Annotated in this window: 21 protein-coding genes and 1 tRNA gene; 13 read left to right on the top strand and 9 right to left on the bottom strand. The window is 42.2% G+C overall.

What is annotated here, in order from left to right; all coding sequences use genetic code 11:
• Positions 1-295: 295 nt before the first annotated feature.
• From NSB03_RS11890 to NSB03_RS11870, 5 genes are all read right to left on the bottom strand, one after another.
• The gene (locus NSB03_RS11890) at positions 296-505 is read right to left on the bottom strand and encodes a DUF3791 domain-containing protein (protein ID WP_022139844.1); all 210 of its coding nucleotides are present in this window, start codon (positions 503-505) and stop codon (positions 296-298) included.
• A gap of 9 nt (positions 506-514) precedes the next feature.
• A complete protein-coding gene (locus NSB03_RS11885) occupies positions 515-1,006 on the bottom strand; it encodes a DUF3990 domain-containing protein (RefSeq protein ID WP_022139845.1) in 492 nt (163 codons plus the stop codon).
• Positions 1,007-1,009: 3 nt separating this feature from the next.
• Positions 1,010-1,231, bottom strand: coding sequence for a DUF3791 domain-containing protein (locus NSB03_RS11880; protein WP_228099336.1), 222 nt, complete (start codon positions 1,229-1,231; stop codon positions 1,010-1,012).
• A 1,700-nt stretch (positions 1,232-2,931) separates the two neighbouring features.
• Positions 2,932-4,389, bottom strand: coding sequence for an aminoacyl-histidine dipeptidase (locus tag NSB03_RS11875; RefSeq protein ID WP_121765168.1), 1,458 nt, complete (start codon positions 4,387-4,389; stop codon positions 2,932-2,934).
• A gap of 147 nt (positions 4,390-4,536) precedes the next feature.
• Positions 4,537-5,523: a lysylphosphatidylglycerol synthase transmembrane domain-containing protein gene (locus tag NSB03_RS11870; RefSeq protein WP_121765167.1), complete on the bottom strand. Its 987-nt coding sequence runs from the start codon at positions 5,521-5,523 to the stop codon at positions 4,537-4,539.
• A 113-nt stretch (positions 5,524-5,636) separates the two neighbouring features.
• On the opposite strand from NSB03_RS11870, the gene rsmA reads away from it, so the two are divergent.
• From rsmA to NSB03_RS11855, 3 genes are all read left to right on the top strand, one after another.
• Positions 5,637-6,458: a 16S rRNA (adenine(1518)-N(6)/adenine(1519)-N(6))-dimethyltransferase RsmA gene (gene rsmA / locus NSB03_RS11865; protein ID WP_024987354.1), complete on the top strand. Its 822-nt coding sequence runs from the start codon at positions 5,637-5,639 to the stop codon at positions 6,456-6,458.
• Between the two features lie 47 nt (positions 6,459-6,505).
• Positions 6,506-7,846 carry a magnesium transporter gene (gene mgtE / locus NSB03_RS11860; protein WP_024987355.1) on the top strand — a complete coding sequence of 447 codons (1,341 nt, stop codon included), beginning with the start codon at positions 6,506-6,508 and terminating at the stop codon, positions 7,844-7,846.
• 85 nt (positions 7,847-7,931) lie between these two features.
• On the top strand, positions 7,932-9,788 hold the full coding sequence (locus tag NSB03_RS11855) for a DUF349 domain-containing protein (protein ID WP_257466408.1): 1,857 nt from the start codon (positions 7,932-7,934) through the stop codon (positions 9,786-9,788).
• A gap of 431 nt (positions 9,789-10,219) precedes the next feature.
• Here the strand turns inward: NSB03_RS11855 and NSB03_RS11850 are convergent.
• Positions 10,220-10,290 (bottom strand) — tRNA-Gln (locus tag NSB03_RS11850).
• A 262-nt stretch (positions 10,291-10,552) separates the two neighbouring features.
• On the opposite strand from NSB03_RS11850, the gene rsfS reads away from it, so the two are divergent.
• Genes rsfS through NSB03_RS11835 form a run of 3 tightly spaced genes read left to right on the top strand, consistent with a single transcriptional unit; the run spans position 10,553 to position 13,936 of the window.
• Positions 10,553-10,912 (top strand): ribosome silencing factor, encoded by a 360-nt coding sequence (gene rsfS / locus NSB03_RS11845; protein WP_024987356.1) that lies wholly within the window; start codon positions 10,553-10,555, stop codon positions 10,910-10,912.
• A 9-nt stretch (positions 10,913-10,921) separates the two neighbouring features.
• A complete protein-coding gene (ftsH, locus tag NSB03_RS11840; RefSeq protein WP_121765162.1) occupies positions 10,922-13,072 on the top strand; it encodes an ATP-dependent zinc metalloprotease FtsH in 2,151 nt (716 codons plus the stop codon).
• Between the two features lie 15 nt (positions 13,073-13,087).
• Positions 13,088-13,936 carry a phosphatidate cytidylyltransferase gene (locus tag NSB03_RS11835; RefSeq protein WP_024987357.1) on the top strand — a complete coding sequence of 283 codons (849 nt, stop codon included), beginning with the start codon at positions 13,088-13,090 and terminating at the stop codon, positions 13,934-13,936.
• Between the two features lie 106 nt (positions 13,937-14,042).
• Here the strand turns inward: NSB03_RS11835 and NSB03_RS11830 are convergent, their stop codons facing one another.
• From NSB03_RS11830 to surE, 3 genes are all read right to left on the bottom strand, one after another.
• On the bottom strand, positions 14,043-14,813 hold the full coding sequence (locus NSB03_RS11830; protein ID WP_024987358.1) for a NigD1/NigD2 family lipoprotein: 771 nt from the start codon (positions 14,811-14,813) through the stop codon (positions 14,043-14,045).
• A 93-nt stretch (positions 14,814-14,906) separates the two neighbouring features.
• On the bottom strand, positions 14,907-16,043 hold the full coding sequence (gene lpxB / locus NSB03_RS11825; protein ID WP_121765161.1) for a lipid-A-disaccharide synthase: 1,137 nt from the start codon (positions 16,041-16,043) through the stop codon (positions 14,907-14,909).
• A gap of 66 nt (positions 16,044-16,109) precedes the next feature.
• On the bottom strand, positions 16,110-16,883 hold the full coding sequence (gene surE / locus NSB03_RS11820) for a 5'/3'-nucleotidase SurE (RefSeq protein ID WP_121765225.1): 774 nt from the start codon (positions 16,881-16,883) through the stop codon (positions 16,110-16,112).
• A gap of 348 nt (positions 16,884-17,231) precedes the next feature.
• Here surE and NSB03_RS11815 point away from each other — a divergent pair, with 348 nt between their 5' ends.
• The 7 genes from NSB03_RS11815 to NSB03_RS11785 form a co-directional block, all read left to right on the top strand.
• Positions 17,232-17,996 (top strand): ParA family protein, encoded by a 765-nt coding sequence (locus tag NSB03_RS11815; RefSeq protein ID WP_024987359.1) that lies wholly within the window; start codon positions 17,232-17,234, stop codon positions 17,994-17,996.
• Positions 17,997-18,007: 11 nt separating this feature from the next.
• The gene (locus NSB03_RS11810) at positions 18,008-18,898 is read left to right on the top strand and encodes a ParB/RepB/Spo0J family partition protein (RefSeq protein WP_024987360.1); all 891 of its coding nucleotides are present in this window, start codon (positions 18,008-18,010) and stop codon (positions 18,896-18,898) included.
• Complete coding sequence (locus NSB03_RS11805; protein WP_024987361.1) at positions 18,899-19,783, top strand: DUF5683 domain-containing protein; 885 nt, start codon at positions 18,899-18,901, stop codon at positions 19,781-19,783.
• A 33-nt stretch (positions 19,784-19,816) separates the two neighbouring features.
• Positions 19,817-21,112, top strand: a complete 1,296-nt coding sequence (locus tag NSB03_RS11800) for a lytic transglycosylase domain-containing protein (protein ID WP_024987362.1) — start codon at positions 19,817-19,819, stop codon at positions 21,110-21,112.
• A 72-nt stretch (positions 21,113-21,184) separates the two neighbouring features.
• Positions 21,185-23,425 (top strand): RelA/SpoT family protein, encoded by a 2,241-nt coding sequence (locus NSB03_RS11795; protein ID WP_024987363.1) that lies wholly within the window; start codon positions 21,185-21,187, stop codon positions 23,423-23,425.
• Position 23,426: 1 nt separating this feature from the next.
• Complete coding sequence (locus tag NSB03_RS11790; protein ID WP_024987364.1) at positions 23,427-23,939, top strand: RNA polymerase sigma-70 factor; 513 nt, start codon at positions 23,427-23,429, stop codon at positions 23,937-23,939.
• A gap of 79 nt (positions 23,940-24,018) precedes the next feature.
• Positions 24,019-24,322: hypothetical protein (locus NSB03_RS11785; RefSeq protein WP_257466407.1), on the top strand; the 304-nt coding region annotated here is incomplete at its 3' end.

The raw sequence follows: 24,322 nt of genomic DNA, 5'->3' as shown, positions 1-24,322 counted from the left end.
TGCTCTACATCTTTCCATAATTTGTCGAAAGTTTGTGCCTGCACTGCAGGAATCACTCCTAGCCCAAACAGCACCATCATGCAAATCTGCTTTATTTTCATAATCTTTCTAGTTTAAGTTCACTATAAATCTCACAGTATAAATAACAAAGTAAAGAAATAAAGTTTAAACAATCACCTTTTTTCACATAAAAAAGCATCCTTCCCGATGGGAGAAGGATGCCACACAAACAAAACAAACGTTCTGATTGAATATCACAGGAACTATATCGACAGATTTCAACCTTTGAGAATTATTACTCTTGTTTCCGCTGTAATTCAAGCATTATTTCATCAGTGATATAATCATCACTCATAGTTATTAGCGGATATTCTTTGTTGAGTAAAAAAGAATAAACCTTACTATTATAGAATAGATTCAATGCCCTTTCCGGAGAGATGTTCAGGCGTTCTGCCAGTTGCATCACGATACGGGTATATTTATTCCACACTAATACATCTATCATAAACCTTTACTATTTTATTATTATACATTCTTCAAAAGAAAGACATTCATCTATGAGTTGCTGATTCAGTATACAGAGCTGATTGTTAGGTTTTTCATAACGTAAACGTCCCAAAGCTATATCTTTGGAAATCTGCCCTTCAATATAATTTTCTATCGTATCAAAGACGCGGTCATTGGCTACACCACCTTCTACTAAATCATATCCAATCCATGGTTTCTTTCCTTGTCGGCTACTAACTATAAAGTCAAGCCATTCACTATTATAGCCCTCAAAACGAAGCAACTTATAATTAGCAGAAGACAGTCTGGCAACATCCAATTCATATACATTGACCATGGCAGAACTATCAGGACGGCGCAGCATCATAACAGATGCCCAACGTTTGGCCTGATTATAGATATCGGTCACATAAAATCCTTTTCCGAAATCAAGATTATCCCGCCCCACTCCTGCCAAAGGATATTGTACCACCAATGTACTTCCATGATAAACTTTCATACTTTATATTCCTTTTTCCTTATTATTATAGTGAGTTTCCCAATTTTCCAATGCCTCTATCAATGTGTCAGCAATGTATTCCTTACTTTGGGTGTGAAGCATATCATATCCTTCCACCAAATAATGTTGGATAAGATTTACTTTCTCCAGACGATTATAAAGAAGCGGAGCCGGAATTCTCATTTTTTGGGCTGCACATTCAATGGCAAAAATAACGAATTCCATTATTTTAGTATTAATATGAAGGGTATTTGCCATAGGCTATATCAATATTTACTAATTGACAAACAACTTTATTTAAATAATAACACATACAAAGATAGCAATGTTTGCTAAAGATTTCAAGGATCCCAGATAAAATTACCAAATACTTACTACTAACCTTTGTGGTAAGAATGCCAAAATCAACTTTTTTGTTACTTATATCCATACGGTATTTCCGCTTTTCTGGTAGATATTCAGCAAGAATGTGATTCCAACATCCGCAGAACTGATTCAGTCTACAGCCTTCCCATATTCTAGAATAAAAAAACAAAATCATTTCTCATATTCTCATAGGAAAGTATATTCATCTGATTACAAGCATTATATACAATGAGAATAAAATTATTTACATGCATTTCTCATGGTTTTATCAAGAAAATACACTTAAATCAATGCATTTCTCATACTATTATCGGCATTTCTCATTCATCAAAAATAGTATTCTCATAGCCTGATCATCAATGCTTAATGAACTGTAGTAAAGCTACCGTTCATTTTCATTACAACTAACTGTCAATCAAAGATTATGCTACTGTAATCAACAGATTTTCAATAAGGAATCTCTATCGTTCCACTCCAGTGAACAGGCTCGTGCACTAGAGTGCACAGTTTTATCTACTAGAGTGCACAGGTCTGTCCACTGGAGTGGAATAATACGGATGAAGGCAGGAAAACACAATAATGTCAGTTGTGAAAGATATGCCATCTGCCTACTCAACATACAAACTACGGCTATATTGACCTATGCATATTAGTATCCTGAAACAAGGACAAGCATAATATGCATCATGAGAAATGCGAAACAATGCATGAGAAATACCTTCTTTAAAGGCATTTTAGAGCTATAAACCATGAGAAATGCATGTAAATATTTTAATTCTCATTCATTATGTATCTGGTAATCAAATGAATATATTCCGCTATGAGAACATGAGAAATGATTTTATTTTTTTTATTCTAGTAGCGCGGAGCGATTTTGCATAGACAAATCGGAACTTTGCTCCATATACATATCACTTTTGGGCAAACAAGACAAGGAAATCAGAATGTATGAAGCAACAAAAAGTGGGGATATCGTTTTCAATAACGTATCCCCACTATAAACTTAGTTAATGCACTTTTTCTCATTTCTCAATTCTGTACCCCCATGCAAGCATTTCGTTGCGACCTACTTCACTGAGGATTTTTCTTACTAAAGAACTCATTTTCTTTGCCATAATCTTTAAACCTTTTAAATTACTAATTCCTGAAAACTAAAACTACTTTTCTTCGTTCGGGAGAGTATTAATTGTTGAATATCCCCAAACATGTACGTCGGCTTCGCCGAACTTTCTAAACAATCTTTTTAACCTTTTCATTTTGTTATCCTTTCATTTACATGTTTTATAACACAAAAATAAGGCCTTTGTTTATAGGTTGTACCTAAAAAAGGCAGATTTTTATGTTTTACAGCATATTAATTGATTTGCATCAATTAATTTAATTCTTAAGAAACTATTTCGTAATATAAATGGCAGTAAACCGATAACAAAGTGGCAGCAAATAAGACAAAAAGGCACGGAAGAAATATCATCCGTGCCTTTTTCCATACGATACCTATTATATAATAGAAAGGAATAAGCTATATAACAGGAAAGAATACGTTATATCATACGTTTTTTTTACTTCATTGGAGTCTGTTCCAAAGTAGCCACAAGGAAGTCATAGAACTTCTGTACGGTAGGAATCAATGCTCTTTCGTCCGGCGAGTGCGGAGAACGCAATGTCGGGCCGAAGGAAATCATATCCAATCCCGGAATAATAGCACCAATGATACCACATTCCAGACCTGCATGAATCACTTTCACCGCGGGTTCTACTCCAAACTGCTGCTTATAAGATGATTTCATCGCGTGCAGAATCGGTGAATTCACATCGGGCTGCCAACCGGAATAGCCGCCTGTCATCTCTACCTTCATTCCTGCCATAGAGAAACAAGATTCAAGACTGGTAGTGAGATATTCCTTCATGCTATCACTGGAGCTACGAGCTAAAATCTTAATAGCCGCCTTACCTTCGCCAATCGTGATAATGGCAAGATTGGAAGAAGTTTCCACCGTATCGGGCACAGTCGGAATCATACGTGTCACACCATTCTGACAAGCAAAAATCGCATCAATCAAGTTATCCTGAATTTCTTCGGGCACTTGACCTGCCGGAAGTTCCACACGTTCTGCCGTGAAACTAATCGGAGTTTCGATAGCCGAATACTCTTCATTGAACAAGTCTTCGCAATACTTCACCAAACCCAGCAACTCTTCTTCATTCTCGGCAGGGATGGTTACGACTGCATGCGCTTCACGCGGAATGGCATTCCGCATATTGCCACCTTCCCAACCTGCCAAACGAGCTTCGTAACTTGCAACAGCTTCACGGATAAAGCGAACCAGCAATTTATTGGCATTGGCGCGTCCTTCGTTGATTTCCAATCCGGAATGTCCGCCACGCAAGCCTTTCAACGTAACTTTTACAGCGATATCTCCTTCTTCCGGAGCCACTTCCTTATATTCCAATGTAGCAGTGACGTCCATACCGCCGGCACAACCGATGTACAGTTCGCCTTCGTCTTCCGAGTCGAGGTTCAGAAGGATTTCCCCATTCACCGTACCCGGTTTCAATCCGAATGCACCGTACATTCCGGTTTCCTCGTCTTTGGTGATGAGGGCTTCCAAAGAACCGTGTTTCAAGTCTTTGGATTCGAGCACAGCCATGATGGCAGCTACACCAAGACCGTTGTCAGCACCCAGGGTAGTGCCTTTCGCTTTTACCCAGTCGCCATCTATATATGTTTCAATCGGGTCTTTTTCAAAATCGTGCACTGTATCGTTGTTTTTCTGAGGAACCATATCCATATGTGCCTGAAGAATAACGCCCTTCCGGTTTTCCATGCCCGGAGTCGCGGGTTTGCGGATAATAACATTACCCGCTTCATCGACAAAAGACTCCAAGCCTAAGCCCTTTCCAAAATTAATTAGGAAGTCAGTCACTTTTTCCATATGCCCTGACGGACGAGGAATCTGAGTCAACGAATAAAAATGCTTCCACACGTTCTGTGGAGCCAGAGAAAGAATTGTACTCATAACAAATATTTTAAAACTGTTTTAAATCTAATAATTAAACAGTGGCAAGTTATGGAAAAGTTTTCAGATAGCAAAGAACGTTAGCAAAAACATTCATTCCAAAGCCAACATTCGCATATCACCCAAGGATTTTCTTTTGGAAAAACATCATTTCCGATGCCTATTAGCAAACGGCAGAGCTGCCAAACCATAGACACCCAATAAAACAACCAAAAAGGTTTGAATACCGTGTACAATCAGGGCAAATATTCCGGCATCCGTCACGTTTACTCCATAAAGCATCATCATAGAAATGATGGCAAAATGCCAGGGTCCCGCTCCGTTAGGGGTAGGCACAATCACGGCAAACGTACCGCCTACAAACATGATTAAAGCTGCTATCATACCCAAATGGGCAGTAAAAGCAAAGCAATAAAACGTAAAATAGAAATGAAAAAAGTAACACGCCCAAATGGCTAATGTATAGAATATGAAGAGGGGGATATTGCGCACGCTTTTCAATGACATGATTCCTTCCCAAATATTGAGGACAAATCCTTTCACTCTTTCATAAAAGAACAACGTCTTCCTTAAATAATAAAGAAGTATCACTACTCCGATGAAACAAAACAGGACAATATAGAACCAGACAGATGTCAGCAGATGCAGCACGGAAGGTATCTTAATCCCTGTATGTTGAAGGAAAGCAACAAACACCGACATTTGAAGTAACACGGTAATCCCTGTTATCAGGAGGATTGTCAGTGTATCAACCAGCCGTTCGGTCACGACCGTACCCAGTGATTTGGCAAATGATACATTATCATATTTGGCTAATATACCGCAACGGCTCACCTCGCCTATTCTGGGAATAACCAGGCTGGCAGCATAAGAGACAAAAATGGCATTCACACAATCGCTTCTCTTCGGAAAAGCATCCAGCGGCTCCAACGTCTGCCGCCACCGCCAGCCACGAAACACTTGGGCAAAGACTCCGAACAACAACGAGAAAAGCATCCACCACCAGCTTGTGCCGTGCATCAATACATCGCCCACCTTTGTAATATCAAAGTCGCGATATACCCAAAACAAAATAAAGCCGCCTAAAACAACCGGTAATATAAGTTGCAGCGTCTTTTTTAACAGTTTCTTCATCCTTTACTCTTTATTAGCTTCGCCGACACATCATTTATTTTCTAAATAGTGGCAGGTTCTTCATTTAAAAGAATTACCTTTGTCGGCTGCAAAAGTAATTATTTAGTTGGTAAATGAAATTAGTAAAGCCTAAAAAGTTTCTCGGACAGCACTTTCTGAAAGATTTGAAAGTTGCGCAGGATATCGCCGATACAGTCGACACTTTCCCTGAATTGCCTATTCTCGAAGTAGGTCCTGGCATGGGAGTACTGACTCAGTTTCTGATAAAAAAAGACCGGTTGGTAAAAGTCGTAGAAGTTGACTATGAATCGGTTGCCTATCTCCGCGAAGCCTATCCGTCACTGGAAGACCATATCATTGAAGATGATTTTTTGAAAATGAATCTCAACCGGTTGTTTGATGGCAAACCTTTCGTTCTGACCGGTAATTACCCGTATAATATCTCCAGCCAAATCTTTTTCAAGATGCTGGACAATAAAGATATCATCCCCTGTTGCACGGGAATGATTCAAAAAGAGGTAGCCGAACGTATTGCAGCCGGACCGGGCAGCAAGACATACGGTATCCTCAGCGTATTGATACAGGCATGGTATAAAGTGGAATACTTGTTCACTGTCAGCGAACATGTGTTCAATCCGCCTCCCAAAGTGAAAAGCGCTGTTATCCGCATGACACGCAACGAAACCAAGGAGCTGGGATGCGACGAAAAACTATTCAAGCAAGTAGTGAAAACGACCTTCAACCAACGCCGCAAGACATTGCGCAACTCTATCAAACCGATTTTAGGCAAGGATTTCCCGCTGACAGAGGACATATTATTTAATAAACGCCCGGAACAACTATCCGTAGAGGAATTTATCGACCTGACCAACAAAGTGGAACAAGCATTGAAGATGGTCGGCAGCAACGAATTGTTGACAAGCCTAAATGAATAGAGAACCGGATTTTGTAATTTGTAATTCGTAATTTGTAACAGACAACAATGAACGAGGAATACATTGACAGCGTAAAGCATCTTATCGAACAGAAGGATGCCGATAAGGTAAAAGAACTTCTCATCGACCTTCATCCGGCCGACATCGCAGAATTATGCAATGACCTGAACCCGGAAGAAGCCAAGTTAGTCTACCGACTGCTCGATAATGAGGTAGCCGCCGACGTACTTGTCGAAATGGATGAGGATGCCCGTAAAGAGTTTCTCGAAATGCTTCCTTCGGAGACTATCGCCAAGCGTTTCGTCGACTATATGGATACGGACGACGCCGTAGACCTGATGCGCGAACTTGACGAAGACAAACAGGAAGAGGTTCTTTCGCATATTGAGGACATCGAACAGGCGGGGGACATTGTAGACTTGTTAAAGTACGACGAAAATACCGCCGGTGGTTTGATGGGTACGGAAATGGTACTTGTCAATGAGAACTGGAGTATGCCCGAATGTCTGAAAGAGATGCGCCAGCAGGCGGAAGAGCTGGATGAAATCTATTATGTATATGTCATCGACGACGACGAACGTCTACGAGGTATTTTCCCGCTCAAGAAAATGATAACTTCCCCTTCTGTATCCAAAGTGAAACACGTGATGCAGAAAGACCCGATTTCGGTACATGTGGATACGCCTATCGACGAAGTGGTACAGGCAATCGAAAAGTATGACCTGGTGGCTATCCCCGTTGTCGACAGTATCGGCCGGCTCGTCGGACAGATTACGGTCGATGACGTCATGGACGAAGTCCGTGAACAATCGGAACGCGACTACCAGTTGGCTTCCGGTCTTTCGCAGGACGTAGAAACGGACGACAACGTGTTCAAACAAACAACGGCTCGCCTTCCATGGCTGCTTATCGGCATGATTGGCGGAATCGGAAATTCCATGATATTAGGCAATTTCGACTCTACGTTCGCCACTCATCCAGAAATGGCATTATATATCCCGCTAATCGGTGGTACAGGTGGAAATGTCGGAACACAGTCTTCGGCTATCATCGTACAAGGACTTGCAAACAGTTCGCTGGACGCTAAAGATATATTCAAACAAATCACGAAGGAAGCGGTAGTGGCCTTAATCAATGCTACTATTATTTCGCTATTAGTATATACCTACAACTTTATCCGGTTCGGAGCAACGGCTACGGTTACCTATTCAGTATCTATCAGTTTGTTTGCCGTGGTGATGTTCGCTTCCATTTTCGGAACACTGGTGCCGATGACTCTTGAAAAACTTAAAGTCGATCCTGCCATAGCGACAGGCCCGTTTATATCCATTACAAATGACATCATCGGCATGATGTTGTATATGGGAATTACGGTTTTATTATCATAAAAATGAAGTAAACAAAAAAAAATAAGCAAAATAGTATGAAGTAATCGTTTTATTTCATTAATTTGTGACCCAAAACTAATATACAATGATGGACGCCCATGACACTAATCAACCCTTGAACCAAGGGGAATTAGAAGAAGAAAAGAAAACAGTCGATGTTTCTGAACCTATTACAGAGACTCCAACTGAAAAAGTTACTGCCGAAGTTCAACCTGAAGCAGTTTCTAAACCTGCCACTAAAAAAGATGTACTAAACCTGTTGAAAGAACTTGCACAGGATGCCGAGAATGCGAACAAGCAGGAAATTGACAACCTGAAACAATCATTCTACAAGTTACATAACACTGAGCTGGAAGCTGCCAAGAAGCAGTTTACAGACAACGGTGGCGCCGTTGAAGACTTTGTTGCCCAAGAAGATCCGATAGAAAAAGAGTTCAAGCGTCTGATGGGAGTCATTAAAGACAAAAGGAGCAAGCTGGTTGCCGAGCAAGAGCGGCAGAAAGAGGAAAACCTGCAAGTTAAACTTTCCATTATAGAGGAACTGAAGGAATTGGTGGAATCCGGCGATGACGCCAATAAATCCTATACGGAATTCAAGAAGTTGCAACAACAATGGAATGAAACAAAGTTGGTGCCGCAAGGCAAAGTGAATGAACTTTGGAAGAACTACCAATTATATGTAGAGAAGTTCTACGATTTACTGAAACTGAACAACGAATTCCGCGAATATGACTTCAAGAAGAACTTGGAAATAAAGATGCATCTCTGCGAAGCTGCTGAAAAGCTGGCTGACGAGGAAGATGTGGTTTCAGCTTTCCACCAACTCCAGAAGTTGCACCAGGAATTTCGTGATACAGGTCCGGTGACAAAAGAGTTGCGTGATGAAATTTGGAACCGCTTCAAAGTCGCGTCTACTACTGTCAACCGTCGCCATCAGCAACACTTCGAGGCCCTAAAAGAAACGGAGCAGCATAATCTGGACCAAAAAACCGTTATCTGCGAAATCGTAGAAGCGATAGAGTACAATGAACTGAAAACATTCTCAGCTTGGGAAAACAAGACCCAAGAAGTTATTGCCCTGCAGAACAAATGGAAAACTATCGGTTTTGCTCCCCAGAAAATGAACGTGAAGATTTTCGAACGCTTCCGCCATGCCTGCGACGATTTCTTCAAGAAAAAGGGAGAATTCTTCAAGAGCCTGAAAGAAGGAATGAACGAGAATCTGGAAAAGAAAAAAGCGCTCTGCGAAAAAGCGGAAGCTTTGAAAGACAGCACGGACTGGAAAACAACCGCTGACACATTGACCAAGCTCCAAAAAGAATGGAAAACAATCGGCCCGGTATCCAAGAAACATTCGGATGCTGTTTGGAAACGTTTTATCTCAGCCTGTGATTATTTCTTTGAACAAAAGAACAACGCTACTTCTTCCCAACGCTCTGTCGAAATAGAGAATATGGATAAAAAGAAAGCGCTGATTGAAAAACTGTCTACCATTGACGAAAACATGGATACCGAGGAAGCCAGCACACTCGTACGCGATTTGATGAAAGAGTGGAATGCCATCGGCCATGTACCATTCAAAGAGAAAGACAGATTATACAAACAATATCATGGTATCATCGACCAATTGTTTGACCGTTTCAATATCAGTGCTTCTAACAAGAAATTGAGTAACTTCCGCTCGAATATCAGCAACATACAAGACAACAACGGTTCTCAATCCCTGTACAGAGAACGCGAGAAACTGATGCGTGCTTATGAGAATATGAAGAACGAACTCCAGACTTACGAAAACAATCTGGGCTTCCTTACTTCTACTTCCAAAAAGGGCAGCAGCTTGCTGACCGAACTAAACCGCAAAGTAGATAAATTGAAAGCGGATTTGGAACTGGTATTACAGAAGATCAAGGTGATTGATGAGTCAATAAAGACAGAGGAGTAACCTTTCCCTGTCGATTTAGAAATATAAAAAACAGGTTTTATCACGCCTATGGGTGATAAAACCTGTTTTTGGTTATCTACACACCACTCAACATATCCCGGCTCAGTTTGGAAATTTGAGGGAATTAGTTTAAAATATATGGTTCAGTTATAATTCTTCTTTTTTTGGGGAGGGGCAGGACACAGCCATATCCCTAAAAATTTATTCATTCCCATACTGTTTTGAACAAAATCCCCAACTATCTGCATCTCAACCAGCCAAAACCCTCTTATTGAACTTTCATGCTATAATCCGCTTTCAGCCGTTTATTACTATGGCCAGGTTTATTACTATGCGCCCTCCATATCCCTAAAGTACAATTTCCTTAAACAACAAAACCCTGCAGAGAATTACTTCTTGCAGGGTTTTATCTCATTATTTTTTATTTCCTGTTGGGCTACCTGGATTCGAACCAGGAATGACAGGACCAGAATCTGTAGTGTTACCATTACACCATAGCCCAATGATTTTCGTTTGCGAGTGCAAAGATACAAATAATTTGGGAATTCAAAACATTTCTGCTGTTTTTTTTGCTAAAATCCTAAAATTAGCTTTTTCTTGGCAAGTATCTCCACTAAAAAACACAAAAATTGGGGTATAACTTTCTTGTATCCAATAAATCAGCGTATATTTGTCAAAAATATCACGTTTATAACCAGAAACAAAGGATAGTCTTTTTTTGTTATAAACTAAAAGAACATGAATTATTAATTTCAATTGTAGAAATGAACAATACAAAAGTATTAATTGAAAAAATAAAAGAAGGAATTCAAGAGAAAAAAGGTAAAAACATAATTATTGCCGATTTAACCAGTATAGAAGATACCATCTGTAAATATTTCGTCATCTGTCAGGGGAACTCCCCCAGTCAAGTAAGTGCCATTGTAGATTCAATCAGAGAATTTACACGCAAAGGCGCTGACAGCAAACCTTTTGCCATTGACGGACTTCGGAATGCAGAATGGGTAGCTATGGACTATTCTGATGTATTAGTGCATGTTTTTTTGCCGGAAACAAGAGATTTTTACAACCTTGAGCATCTTTGGGCAGATGCTAAACTTACTCAAATCCCCGATTTAGACTAATTTATAATTATGGACAATAATAGCAAAAATAACAGCAGCAATAAACCTAACAATAAGGTTAATTTGCCGAAGTTCAATCTGAACTGGATGTATATGATTATTGCCCTGATGCTTCTCGGCCTCTGGTGGGGCAGTGATTCAAAGGGTGCTGGAAGCAAAGCTGTCACTTACAGCGAGTTTCAGGATTACGTTAGAAATGGGTATATCAGCAAAGTATTGGGTTATGAAGACAAGTCTATCGAAGCATATCTGAAACCAACTGCAGTAGGTGCCGTATTTGGTGCGGACTCTATAAAGGTAGGACGTAACCCTATCATCACAAGTAGAACTCCGTCTACTGATAAACTGGAAGAATTTCTACAGGCTGAAAAAGAAGCCGGACATTTCGACGGTACATCGGATTATCTCCCTAAATCGGATATATTCCCTGCCATCCTGGTTCAGATACTTCCGCTTGTTCTGCTGGTTGCTTTATGGATATTCTTCATGCGGCGCATGAGTGGAGGTGGTAGCGGTGGTCCCGGCGGTGTATTCAACGTAGGAAAATCCAAAGCCCAACTTTTTGAAAAAGGCGGCTCTATCAAAGTAACATTCAAAGATGTAGCAGGTCTGGCAGAAGCCAAACAAGAAGTGGAAGAAATTGTAGAGTTCTTGAAAGAGCCTCAAAAATATACAGATTTGGGCGGTAAAATTCCCAAAGGAGCATTGTTAGTAGGTCCTCCGGGAACCGGTAAAACTTTGCTTGCCAAAGCTGTTGCCGGTGAAGCGAATGTACCTTTCTTCTCATTGGCGGGTTCTGACTTTGTGGAAATGTTCGTGGGTGTAGGTGCATCCCGTGTCCGCGACTTGTTCAAGCAGGCAAAGGAAAAGGCTCCCTGCATCGTCTTTATTGATGAGATTGACGCTGTGGGACGTGCACGTGGCAAGAACCCTGCAATGGGTGGAAATGATGAACGCGAAAACACATTGAACCAGTTGTTGACAGAGATGGATGGTTTCGGTTCCAACAGTGGCGTTATCATCCTGGCTGCTACCAACCGTGTAGACGTATTGGATAAAGCGTTGCTTCGTGCCGGACGTTTTGACCGCCAGATACATGTAGACCTGCCCGACCTGAACGAACGTAAAGAAGTATTTGGCGTACATTTGCGCCCGATTAAAATAGATGATACAGTGGACGTAGATTTGCTGGCACGCCAGACTCCGGGATTCTCCGGTGCGGATATAGCCAATGTCTGCAATGAAGCGGCATTGATTGCAGCCCGCCACGGTAAGAAATTCGTAGGCAAACAGGATTTCCTTGATGCCGTTGACCGTATCATCGGTGGTCTGGAAAAGAAGACCAAGATTACGACGGAAGCCGAAAGACGTTCTATTGCCCTGCATGAAGCGGGTCACGCTTCTATCTCCTGGTTGTTGGAATATGCCAATCCGCTGATTAAGGTAACGATTGTTCCTCGCGGACGTGCACTGGGCGCTGCCTGGTATCTGCCGGAAGAGCGTCAGATTACGACTAAGGAACAGATGCTTGACGAAATGTGTGCAACCCTTGGCGGACGCGCGGCTGAAGATTTATTCATGGGCCGTATCTCAACTGGAGCCATGAACGACTTGGAGAGAGTAACGAAACAGGCATATGGCATGATCGCTTATCTAGGTATGAGCGATAAGTTGCCGAACCTGTGTTATTATAATAATGAAGAATATTCTTTCAACCGTCCATATAGCGAAAAGACTGCCGAACTCATTGACGAAGAAGTCAAGAAAATGGTAAACGAGCAGTATGAACGTGCCAAGCAAATTCTATCCGAGCATAAAGAAGGACATAACAAACTGACACAGTTACTGATTGACAAAGAAGTTATCTTTGCGGAAGACGTTGAACGTATCTTCGGGAAACGTCCGTGGGCGTCCCGTTCGGAAGAAATCATGGCTGCAAAAGAAAGCCAGGATGCTGCGAAAGCAGAAAGGGAATTAGCTGAAAAACTGAAAGGAGAAGAAAAAGAAACCAAAGAAGAGGAAGCTGAAAATACCACAGAAGAAAAAGCAACTGCTACGGGAACTAAAATAACCGCACAAGGAACAAAAGTGACTGTAGAGAGAAATACGTCTACAGGAGCAGAAACAAATGAGGAAAATAAGCTGTCCAAATCCAACTAATTAAACACGCTGATTTTGATTAACAATTTTATAAAACGAGCTATTACGGGTGTACTCTTCGTTGCCATTCTGGTGGGGTGCATCCTTTCCAACCCATTAAGTTTTGGCATTCTGTTCACTATTATCAGTGCGCTGACTATATATGAGTTTGGCCAGCTGGTTAATATGCGGGCTGAAGGAGTCAATATCAACAAGATGATTACAATGTTAGGCGGAGCCTACTTATTCCTTGCAATAATGGGATTCTGCACAAATGAAGGACAGGAAGGTTCGAAGATTTTCATTCCGTATGTACTTCTACTCCTCTATATGATGATTAGTGAATTGTATCTGAAGAAAGAGAATCCGATACTCAACTGGGCTTATTCCATGCTCAGCCAATTGTATATCGGTCTGCCTTTTGCCATGTTGAATATATTGGCATTCAATTATGACCCGACATACAGCAGTGTTTCTTACAATCCGATTTTACCGTTATCCATCTTCATTTTCCTTTGGTTGAATGACACAGGTGCATATTGCATCGGCTCGCTTATCGGCAAACACAGACTGTTTGAACGTATTTCACCAAAGAAATCCTGGGAAGGCTCTATCGGCGGCGGAGTGGTAGCTATCGGAGTTTCTTTTGTACTGGCTCACTATTTCCCGTTCATGTCCATGTGGGAATGGGCAGGATTGGCATTGGTGGTTGTCGTATTCGGTACATGGGGTGACCTGACGGAATCATTGTTCAAACGCCAGTTGCACGTTAAAGATTCGGGAACAATTCTTCCGGGACATGGCGGAATGCTCGATCGGTTTGACAGTGCTTTGATGGCTATTCCAGCGGCAGTTGCTTATATATACGCATTGACGTGGTTTTAATCCGAACTTCTTTCAGAAGAATAAAATTGCAATAAAATAATAAAGGTCGGGACTTCTTTGGAAAATGTCCCGACCTTTTTCACACACAGCAAATCATAGTTAGAGGTTATCGGATTGAAGAAGTAGAGTGTACATCCTTCGCTTTTTCCGGTACACCGACCGGATGATTCAAATCAAACACAATCACTCTGCCTTCTCCATTATCTTTTGAGTTTATTGTAACCTTAAAACCTTTTGGTGCCGTCCAGGAATCTTTTGGTGTCGGATAGAATTTCTCCAAATTATAGGAAACTCGTCCCCATCCCCAATAACCGGTCTTGTCATCATACGTATTATAGCGCAGTTCCAAGTGTACATAACCGTCTTCCGCCACTTTTAGAGGTGTCGGTTCTTCCCCACCAATCAGGTTTTGTACAAGACTGATACGATGTTTTTCAGAGCGGGGAATATCCTGGCGGAAGATAACATTCAGAAACTTTCCACCCAACCACATATCCCCCTCATAAATCACGATAGGGTCGTTTCCAAATTCCTCGGACTGTTCTTCGGTTTTCATTTCTTCCACTTCTTTTGTCAGCACATCTCGAATCCCTTCCATCTTCACCTGAACACCATTTTCCACATCATACAAAGGATTGAAGAATGCCACTACACGTTCGCCATCCACAGGCTTATACCAAGGAATAGAAGTACTAACCGGATCAATCGTTCCCCAACGGTCACCTTCCAAATAATACCCTCCGCCACCGGTTGTATGAACCGTCGCCCAGTCCCAACTGAAATCTCCTATCGAATAACCGTCATTATCATCACATGACTGCAACATCGGCACTAATGCCAGCAATAAAAGACCTAAAAACCACTTAATTTTTTTCATATCGTTTTTCCTTTCTTTTTTAACCTTCTGTACTATAAATAAAAGAGCCGTGCAAATATTGCATCGGCTTTACGTTTATTCAGAAAAAGAAAGTTATTTTTTCAACAGGGCTAGCATTTCACGTGCCGCATGACGGGGAGCACCGGCAGGACCTAACCGTTCTGCCATATACTCATATTCTTTAAGCATCTGTTTTCTATACTTTTCATTTTCAAGAATATTCCTCAATTCCTGCTGCATATTCTTCACGGTCATCGTGTCCGCCACCAACTCTTTCACCACTTCACGGTCGGCAATCAAATTGACCAATGAAATAAATCTTACCGTCAGAATATGACGCCGCAAGAATGAAATGACTTTCCCGATAGGAGTATGATAACAAACGACTTGGGGAACACGGAACAAAGCCGTCTCAAGAGTCGCCGTCCCCGAAGTGACCAAAGCGGCATCCGCATGTTGCAAAAGACGATACGTCTGTTCGAAAATGATTTTCACATTCGCATCACCTATGTATTGCTTGTAGTATTCGGGAGCAATGGAAGGAGCACCCGCCAGGACAAGCTGATAGTCAGGAAAAGCGGAAGCAGCTTTCAACATATCCGGCAGATTATCCTTTATCTCCTGTTTCCGGCTTCCCGCCAAAAGGGCGATTATCGGCTTATTATCCAATTGGTTCTCCGCTATAAATTCTTCAAAGTCTTTCGGATATGCTTTCTGATACGCAGTAACTTCATCTACCGTAGGATTGCCTACATAATGAATAGGATACTGATGTTTTCCTTCAAAAAATTCCACTTCGAAAGGAAGGATAGAGAAAAGCTCGTCCACATCACGCTTTATATTCTTGATACGGTACTCTTTCCATGCCCATATCTTCGGAGAAATATAATAGTAAACCGGAATCTGCGTCTTGGCATGCACGAATTTGGCAATATCGAGGTTGAATCCCGGATAGTCTACCAAGATTACTACATCAGGATTCCAGGAAACGATATCCTCCTTGCAACGTTTCATGTTTGCAAAAATGGTGCGCAGATGAAGCAACACAGGAATAAAACCCATATAAGCCAATTCCTTATAATGCTTAACCATTGTTCCGCCGACAGCAGCCATCAGGTCGCCCCCGAAAAAACGGAAATCAGCCTGCGGGTCTTCTGCTTTCAGGGCAGACATCAGATGGGATGCATGCAAGTCGCCGGATGCTTCGCCGACAATCAGATAATACTTCATATTTAATAGATTACAGATAATGAAGAATAAAGAATGAGGAAAAGAATGTCATTCATTCCCCCATTATCATTTATCCGTTATCCATTTGTTCAATTCGTCGATAAAGTCATATGCCGTCACATCAACGGTAGTCGGAGTGATAGCCACATAGCCATTTGCCAGTGCCCAGTGGTCGTTCTTCTCGTTTTCGGGTTCATGGTCAGTAAATTCACCCGCCAGCCAGAAATAATTCGGGTCGGTCAGACGGGGACAAGCAGTCCATTCATTCCCCCAATGCCCTTTAGCTTGTTCACAGACCTTTATTCCTTTTATATCAGTTGTATCCGGAAAGTTCACATTAAGACAAGTCAGAGCGGGAAGTCCTTTTTCCAGTACCATCGCGGCAATACTGCGGATGTAAGGGCCGGTTGCGTTAAAATCAGCATCCTGCTCATGGTTGCACAAAGAGAAGCCTATGGAGGGAATTCCATTCAGGCAACCCTCAATCACCACTCCCATTGTACCGGAATAATGCACATTTGAAGCCGAATTATCGCCGTGGTTGATACCGCCGACTACCAGATCCGGAATTCTGTCGAGCACAGTATTTCGTGCCAATTTGATACAGTCGGTCGGTGTACCCGTGCATTTATAGACCGTCAATCCTACTTCTCTCCTGACCAGTTGATAATGAACAGGCTGCGTCACCGTCAGCGCACAACCGCTGCCCGAACGTGGGGAATCAGGTGCCATTACTACAATTTCCCCCAAAGGGCGAAGAAACTTCACCAGTTCATTAATACCTTTGGCCATCACGCCATCGTCATTCGATACGAGTATCAACGGCTTTTCATTTTCCATATATTCAATCCTTTCCTTTTTAATATCCGCACAAAAATAGCAAAAAGAAGCCGTATCGCCAAACCCTCTACTCATCAGATGAAAAGTATCTTTCCACTCTCACCCGTTTACAAATCTTAATCTTCTGCAAGCGAGCAAAAAAAGAAATAAATATCCAATATAAATATGTATATTTGCATGCTCACAAAGAGAAAAGTAGATGAGGAACCAGCCTTGGTTTTGCAACCGTTTCGTCCGACAGTTATTAACAAAACAGGTGACTTATCAACAGAAATTGCAAAGTTTCTCTTTTTTCGTAGGCGCTCTAAGGATTTATCACTTATTTCGCTGCCAATAAATTTAGAGAATATGGGAAAAATTATTGCTTTGGCCAATCAAAAAGGTGGTGTAGGAAAGACAACGACTACGATTAACCTCGCAGCTTCGCTTGCTACACTCGAAAAAAAGGTACTCGTGATAGATGCCGACCCGCAAGCTAATGCCTCTTCCGGCCTGGGAGTAGACATCAAGCAGTCGGAATGTACTATCTATGAATGCATTATTGACAGAGCTAACGTACAGGACGCTATCCTCGACACTGAAATTGATTCTTTAAAAATAATCTCTTCGCACATCAATCTTGTAGGAGCAGAGATTGAAATGTTGAACCTCCCAAACCGCGAAAAGATTCTGAAAGAAGTGCTCACACCTTTGAAGAAAGAATATGACTATATACTGATAGACTGTTCGCCTTCATTGGGGCTCATTACTATCAATGCCCTGACAGCCGCCGACTCTGTGATTATCCCCGTGCAAGCCGAATATTTTGCTCTCGAGGGTATCAGCAAGTTGCTGAACACCATTAAAATCATCAAATCGAAACTGAATCCGGCCTTGGAAATCGAAGGTTTCCTACTCACAATGTACGATTCACGCCTGCGTCAGGCGAATCAAATCTACGATGAAGTGAAAAGACACTTTCAAGAACTGGTGTTCAACACCGTTGTTCAACGGAATGTCAAACTGAGCGAGGCTCCCAGCTACGGTATTCCGACCATCCTTTACGATGCGGACTCTACCGGTGCCAAGAATCACCTAGCTCTTGCCAAAGAGATTATCAACCGAAATAAATAAAAGAAGAAGATATGGCAACACTAAGAAGAAATGCATTAGGACGCGGACTTGACGCCTTGCTCTCTATGGATGATGTGAAAACCGAAGGTTCTTCTTCCATTAATGAAATAGAGTTGGCGAAGATTGCCGTCAATCCCAACCAGCCCCGCCGTGAGTTTGACGAAACGGCATTACAGGAGCTGGCTGATTCGATTGCTGAAATCGGAATTATCCAACCTATTACTTTACGTAAAGTGTCGGACGACGAATATCAAATCATCGCCGGAGAGCGTCGCTACCGTGCTTCGCAAAAAGCAGGGCTGAAAACAATCCCCGCATATATCCGTACAGCCGACGACGAAAACATGATGGAAATGGCGCTGATTGAAAATATCCAGCGCGAAGACTTGAATGCCGTAGAAATCGCACTTGCCTACCAACACCTGCTCGACCAGTATGAACTGACACAGGAACGCCTGAGCGAACGTATCGGCAAAAACCGGACAACAATCGCCAATTACCTGCGCCTGCTGAAATTGCCGGCTCCCATACAGATGGCTTTACAAAACAAACAGTTAGACATGGGACATGCACGTGCACTTATTTCATTGGGCGATCCCAAGCTACAAGTTAAAATATTTGAAGAGATACAAGAACATGGATATTCAGTCCGCAAAGTAGAAGAAATTGTTAAATCATTAAGCGAAGGAGAAGCTGTGAAAAGCGGCACACGGAAAATAACCCCCAAACGTGCCAAACTTCCGGAAGAGTTCAACTTGCTGAAACAACAACTCACAGGCTTTTTCAACACCAAGGTACAACTCACCTGCTCTGAAAAGGGGAAAGGAAAAATCAGCATTCCTTTCAGCAACGAAGAGGAGCTGGAACGTATCATGGAAATCTTCGACACGCTAAAGAAGTAAATGATTAGAAAAAGTAAGAAATATCAGTCACTCGTCATCACCCTGCTTCTCTGTCTTTTACAGGTAGCAGGGATTGATGTGTTTGCACAATCCACCGTAACTCCAGTGCAAAAAGACACTACCGTCGTGCAGCGAGAAGCACCAAAAGCCCGCGCACGCAGACATCGTAAACCGATTGTGGAGGATTCGATAAAAAAAGATTCTATCCGGATCATACCCTCCAAAGAACTCCCGTCCATCGATAGCTTGTCGGCAGCCAAGATACAGATAGCGGACAGCCTGGATACTGTCAACAAGAAAGAACTGGAAAAGATAGAACAGCCGGCATCTATCGTTGTCAAGACAGACAGTGTTCCACCTGCACAGGATATCAACAAAAAAATATTTATCCCGAATCCCACCAAAGCGACCTGGCTTGCCGTCGTATTCCCCGGTGGCGGACAGATTTACAATCGTAAATACTGGAAGTTACCTATTATATATGGTGGGTTCGCAGGTTGCGCCTATGCCTTAAGCTGGAACGGAAAGATGTACAAAGACTATTCACAAGCCTATCTGGACATCATGGACAGCAATCCGAATACTAAAAGTTACGAAGATTTGCTACCCCCAAACGCTACTTACAATGAGGAGCAATTGAAAAATACATTAAAACGAAGAAAAGATATGTTCCGGCGTTACCGGGATCTTAGTATATTTGCATTTATCGGAGTTTACCTTATCTCTATCATCGACGCTTATGTAGATGCAGAGTTGTCCAACTTCGACATAACTCCCGACTTAAGCATGAAAGTGGAACCGACCGTTATCGACAATAACAATCAATTCCGCTCAAGTAGTTTAAAAAGCAAGTCGGTTGGGTTACAATGCGTATTACGATTTTAAAAATACAATTTAGATTGATCTTATTATTGAAGCATGAAGAAATTAGTAAACTATTGTTCGATTATTTTCCTTTTACTGGTAGCAACGTCTCAGGTAAAAGCGCAAAGTGTAGATGTAGTGATTCGTGAAAATGGAACTGAACGCAAAGAAAGCATCGACCTGCCTAAAAGTATGACATACCCTCTTGACAGTCTGCTGAACGACTGGAAAGCTAAAAATTACATTGACTTAGGCAAGGATTGCAGTACGGCGAAAATCAATCCCCTGTTCAGCGACTCTGTTTATATCGACCGTCTGTCACGTATCCCAGCTATCATGGAGATGCCCTACAACGATATTGTACGCAAATTCATCGATATGTATGCAGGACGCTTGCGCAATCAGGTATCGTTCATGCTGAGTGCCTGCAACTTCTATATGCCGATTTTCGAAGAAGCACTGGATGCATACGGACTTCCGCTGGAACTGAGATACCTTCCGATCATCGAATCTGCATTGAATCCATCTGCCATATCCCGTGCGGGAGCTTCCGGTCTATGGCAATTTATGATTGGTACAGGCAAAATCTATGGTTTGGAATCCAACAGCCTGGTAGACGACCGTCGCGACCCGATAAAAGCTACGTGGGCTGCCGCCCGCTATCTCAAGGAGATGTATGCCATCTACGGAGACTGGAACCTTGTGATAGCCGCTTACAACTGCGGTCCAGGCACTATCAACAAAGCCATCCGGCGTGCTAATGGCGAAACGGATTATTGGAAAATCTATAATTATCTGCCGAAAGAAACACGTGGATATGTACCAGCCTTTATCGCAGCCAACTACGTGATGACTTACTATTGCGACCATAACATCTGCCCGATGGAAACAAATATCCCGGCAAGTACGGACACGGTGCAAGTCAACAAGAACCTGCATTTCGAACAGATTGCCGATCTTTGTAATGTGCCGTTAGATCAAGTCAAGAGTTTGAATCCTCAATATAAGAAGATGATGATTCCGGGAGCCAGCAAGCCCTATACACTTCGATTGCCCATCGAAGCAATCAGCAACTTTATCGACAAACAAGATACCATCTATGCACACCGCGCCGACGAATTGTTCCGCAACCGTAAGACAGTGGCAGTGAAAGATATTACACCTGCAACACGTAAAGCGGCAACAGCCGTTGCCGGCAAGGGAAAATTGTCCTATCATACAATAAAAAGTGGAGACACATTGTCATCTATTGCCGGAAGATATGGTGTCAGCGTTAAGGATATACAACGGTGGAACGGCCTATCCAGCACGAAAATTGCAGCAGGAAAACGATTGAAAATATACAAATAAGTGGCATCACGCTTGCATCGTTCGGAAATTTGCTTATTTTTGCAAAACTAAGCAAGTGAAAGGATAACAATTATGGATAATCTGACCCCCAAAGAAATAGCTGATGAAGAGATGATCAATCAAGCATTCCACGAATTACTGAATGATTACCTCAGCACTAAACATCGCAAGAAAGTTGAAATCATTACGAAAGCTTTCAACTTCGCCAATCAAGCGCATAAAGGTATTAAACGCCGTTCTGGCGAACCATATATCATGCACCCGATTGCCGTAGCAAGCATTGTTTGCAATGAAATCGGGCTTGGTTCCACTTCTATCTGTGCCGCTCTGCTACACGATGTAGTGGAGGACACAGATTATACGGTGGAAGATATCGAAAATATCTTTGGTCCGAAGATTGCCCAAATTGTGGACGGGCTGACCAAGATATCCGGTGGAATCTTTGGCGACCGAGCTTCTGCACAAGCAGAGAACTTCAAGAAGTTACTTCTCACGATGTCAAATGATATCCGTGTCATCCTTATCAAGATAGCCGACCGCCTGCATAATATGCGCACCCTCGGTTCCATGCTGCCCAATAAACAATACAAAATCGCGGGTGAAACCTTGTATATCTACGCCCCATTGGCCAATCGGTTGGGACTTTACAAGATAAAGACCGAACTCGAAAATCTAAGTTTCAAATACGAACACCCGGAAGAATATGCAGAAATAGAAGAGAAGCTCAATGCTACCGCTGCCGAACGCGACAAGGTATTCTATGAATTCACCGCTCCCATCCGCACACAACTGGACAAGATGGGATTGAAATACCGGATACTCGCCCGGGTAAAATCAATCTATTCCATTTGGAACAAGATGCAGACCAAGCACGTTCCTTTCGAAGAAATCTACGACTTACTGGCTGTCCGAATCATCTTCGAGCCACGCAACATAGAAGAAGAACTCAACGATTGCTTCGACATTTACGTCTCTATCTCCAAGATATACAAGCCTCATCCCGACCGCCTGCGCGATTGGGTAAGCCATCCTAAAGCAAACGGATATCAGGCTTTGCACGTCACTTTGATGGGCAACAACGGACAATGGATTGAAGTCCAAATCCGAAGCGAACGAATGAACGATGTGGCCGAACAAGGCTTTGCCGCCCACTGGAAATACAAAGAAGGGGGCGGCAGCGAAGATGAAGGTGAACTGGAAAAATGGCTAAAGACCATCAAAGAGATATTGGACGATCCGCAACCGGATGCCATCGACTTCCTTGATACTATCAAACTGAATCTGTTTGCTTCCGAAATTTTTGTATTCACACCGAAAGGGGAACTGAAGACCATGCCGCAGAACTCAACAGCACTCGATTTCGCTTTTTCCCTGCACACAGATATCGGCAGTCATTGTATCGGCGCCAAAGTGAATCATAAATTAGTACCTTTAAGCCACAAGTTACAAAGTGGCGACCAGGTGGAAATCCTTACTTCCAAATCCCAACGTGTGCAACCGCAATGGGAAGTATTTGCGACCACTGCCCGCGCACGTGCCAAGATAGCGGCAATTCTCCGCAAAGAACGAAAGGCAAACCAGAAAATCGGTGAAGAAATTCTCAGCGAGTTTCTGAAGAAAGAAGAAATCCGCCCGAAAGAAACCGTTATCGAAAAGCTACGCAAGCTGCACAACGCCAAGAATGAAGAAGAATTGCTGGCGGCTATCGGCAGTAAAGCTATCATCTTGGGAGAAGCAGACAAAAATGAGCTGAAAGAAAAACAAACCAGCAATTGGATGAAGTATCTCACCTTCTCCTTCGGCAATAAAGAAAAGCCGCAAGAAGAGAAAGAGCCGCAAGAGAAAGAAAAAATCAATCCGAAACAAATACTCAAACTGACCGAAGAAAGTCTGCAAAAGAAATATATTATGGCCGAATGTTGCCACCCCATTCCCGGTGACGATGTATTGGGCTATGTGGACGAAAACGACCGGATTATCATTCATAAACGCCAGTGTCCCGTTGCCGCCAAACTGAAAAGCAGTTATGGAAATCGTATATTGGCAACTGAGTGGGATACACATAAAGAGCTTTCTTTCCTTGTTTATATATATATAAAAGGTATAGACAGCATGGGACTTCTGAACGAAGTAACCCAAGTCATCTCAAGACAGCTCAACGTAAACATCCGCAAACTAGCCATAGAAACCGAGGATGGCATCTTTGAAGGTAAAATACAATTATGGGTGCACGATGTGGAAGATGTGAAAACAATCTGCAACAACTTGAAGAAGATTCAGAATATCAAACAGGTGAGCCGCGTAGAAGAATAACATGAAAAGAAAAACGGAGAAAGAAAGAGACTACGAGATTCTATTCAAAACACATTACAAGCAATTCTTTTACTACGCGCTTCGGTATGTCAACGATACGGAAAGCGCCGCCGACATTACCAACGATGTATTTTGCTACCTTTGGGAGAAATACGACCAATTGACTTGGGACGACTCTCCCCTTCCCTTGCTATATACTCTGACACGAAACTTTTGTGTAAACTATCTACGCAAAAAAGAGGCTGAGCAAAAAAAGTTCAACCTTCTCCTAGCATCCGACATATATACCAACTCGATAGTGGAGACAATCAGGCAAGAACAGAAAATCGAACAAATTATGGAAAACATACAGCAGCTTCCTCCACAAACGCATCACATTTTCAATGAGTGTTTTATAAAAGGAAGAACTTACAAAGAAGTGGCCGATGAAAACCAAATAAGTATCAATACTGTAAAAACACATATCAAACGAGCCTTATCGCTGTTACGTAAAAAAACTACGAATAAGTATTAATAATATTCAAAAAAGAAGTCATGATATCACCCTCTGAGTACTTAAAAAACGATTTATAATAAAAAAAGACAGCCAGCATATGAATCCAATAGAGAACATACCGGACTTTGTAGTCTACGCATTATCAACTCCCGAGTTGCGGTCGTCGGAAGAATTGCAACAATGGCTGGCAGAAAGCCAAGCTAACAAAGACTTGTTTGATGACCTGCTCGCATATCGCGAAGCAGAACGTCGCCTGCTTCCAGAAAACACTCCTGATGTAGAACTTCAATGGAAACGGATAAGACAGAAAAAGCGGCAAAAACGAAGAAGGTGTGTCAAAATGCGCACCTTCTTTTTTTATGCACAAAGCCCCTACTTTCACAAGCTGGGGCTTTGTTATT

This window comes from Bacteroides acidifaciens (genome assembly GCF_024623065.1).
Lineage (GTDB): Bacteria > Bacteroidota > Bacteroidia > Bacteroidales > Bacteroidaceae > Bacteroides > Bacteroides acidifaciens.
The sequence above is the reverse complement of the archived record's forward strand: the minus strand, read 5'-3'. Positions and strand labels throughout refer to the sequence as shown.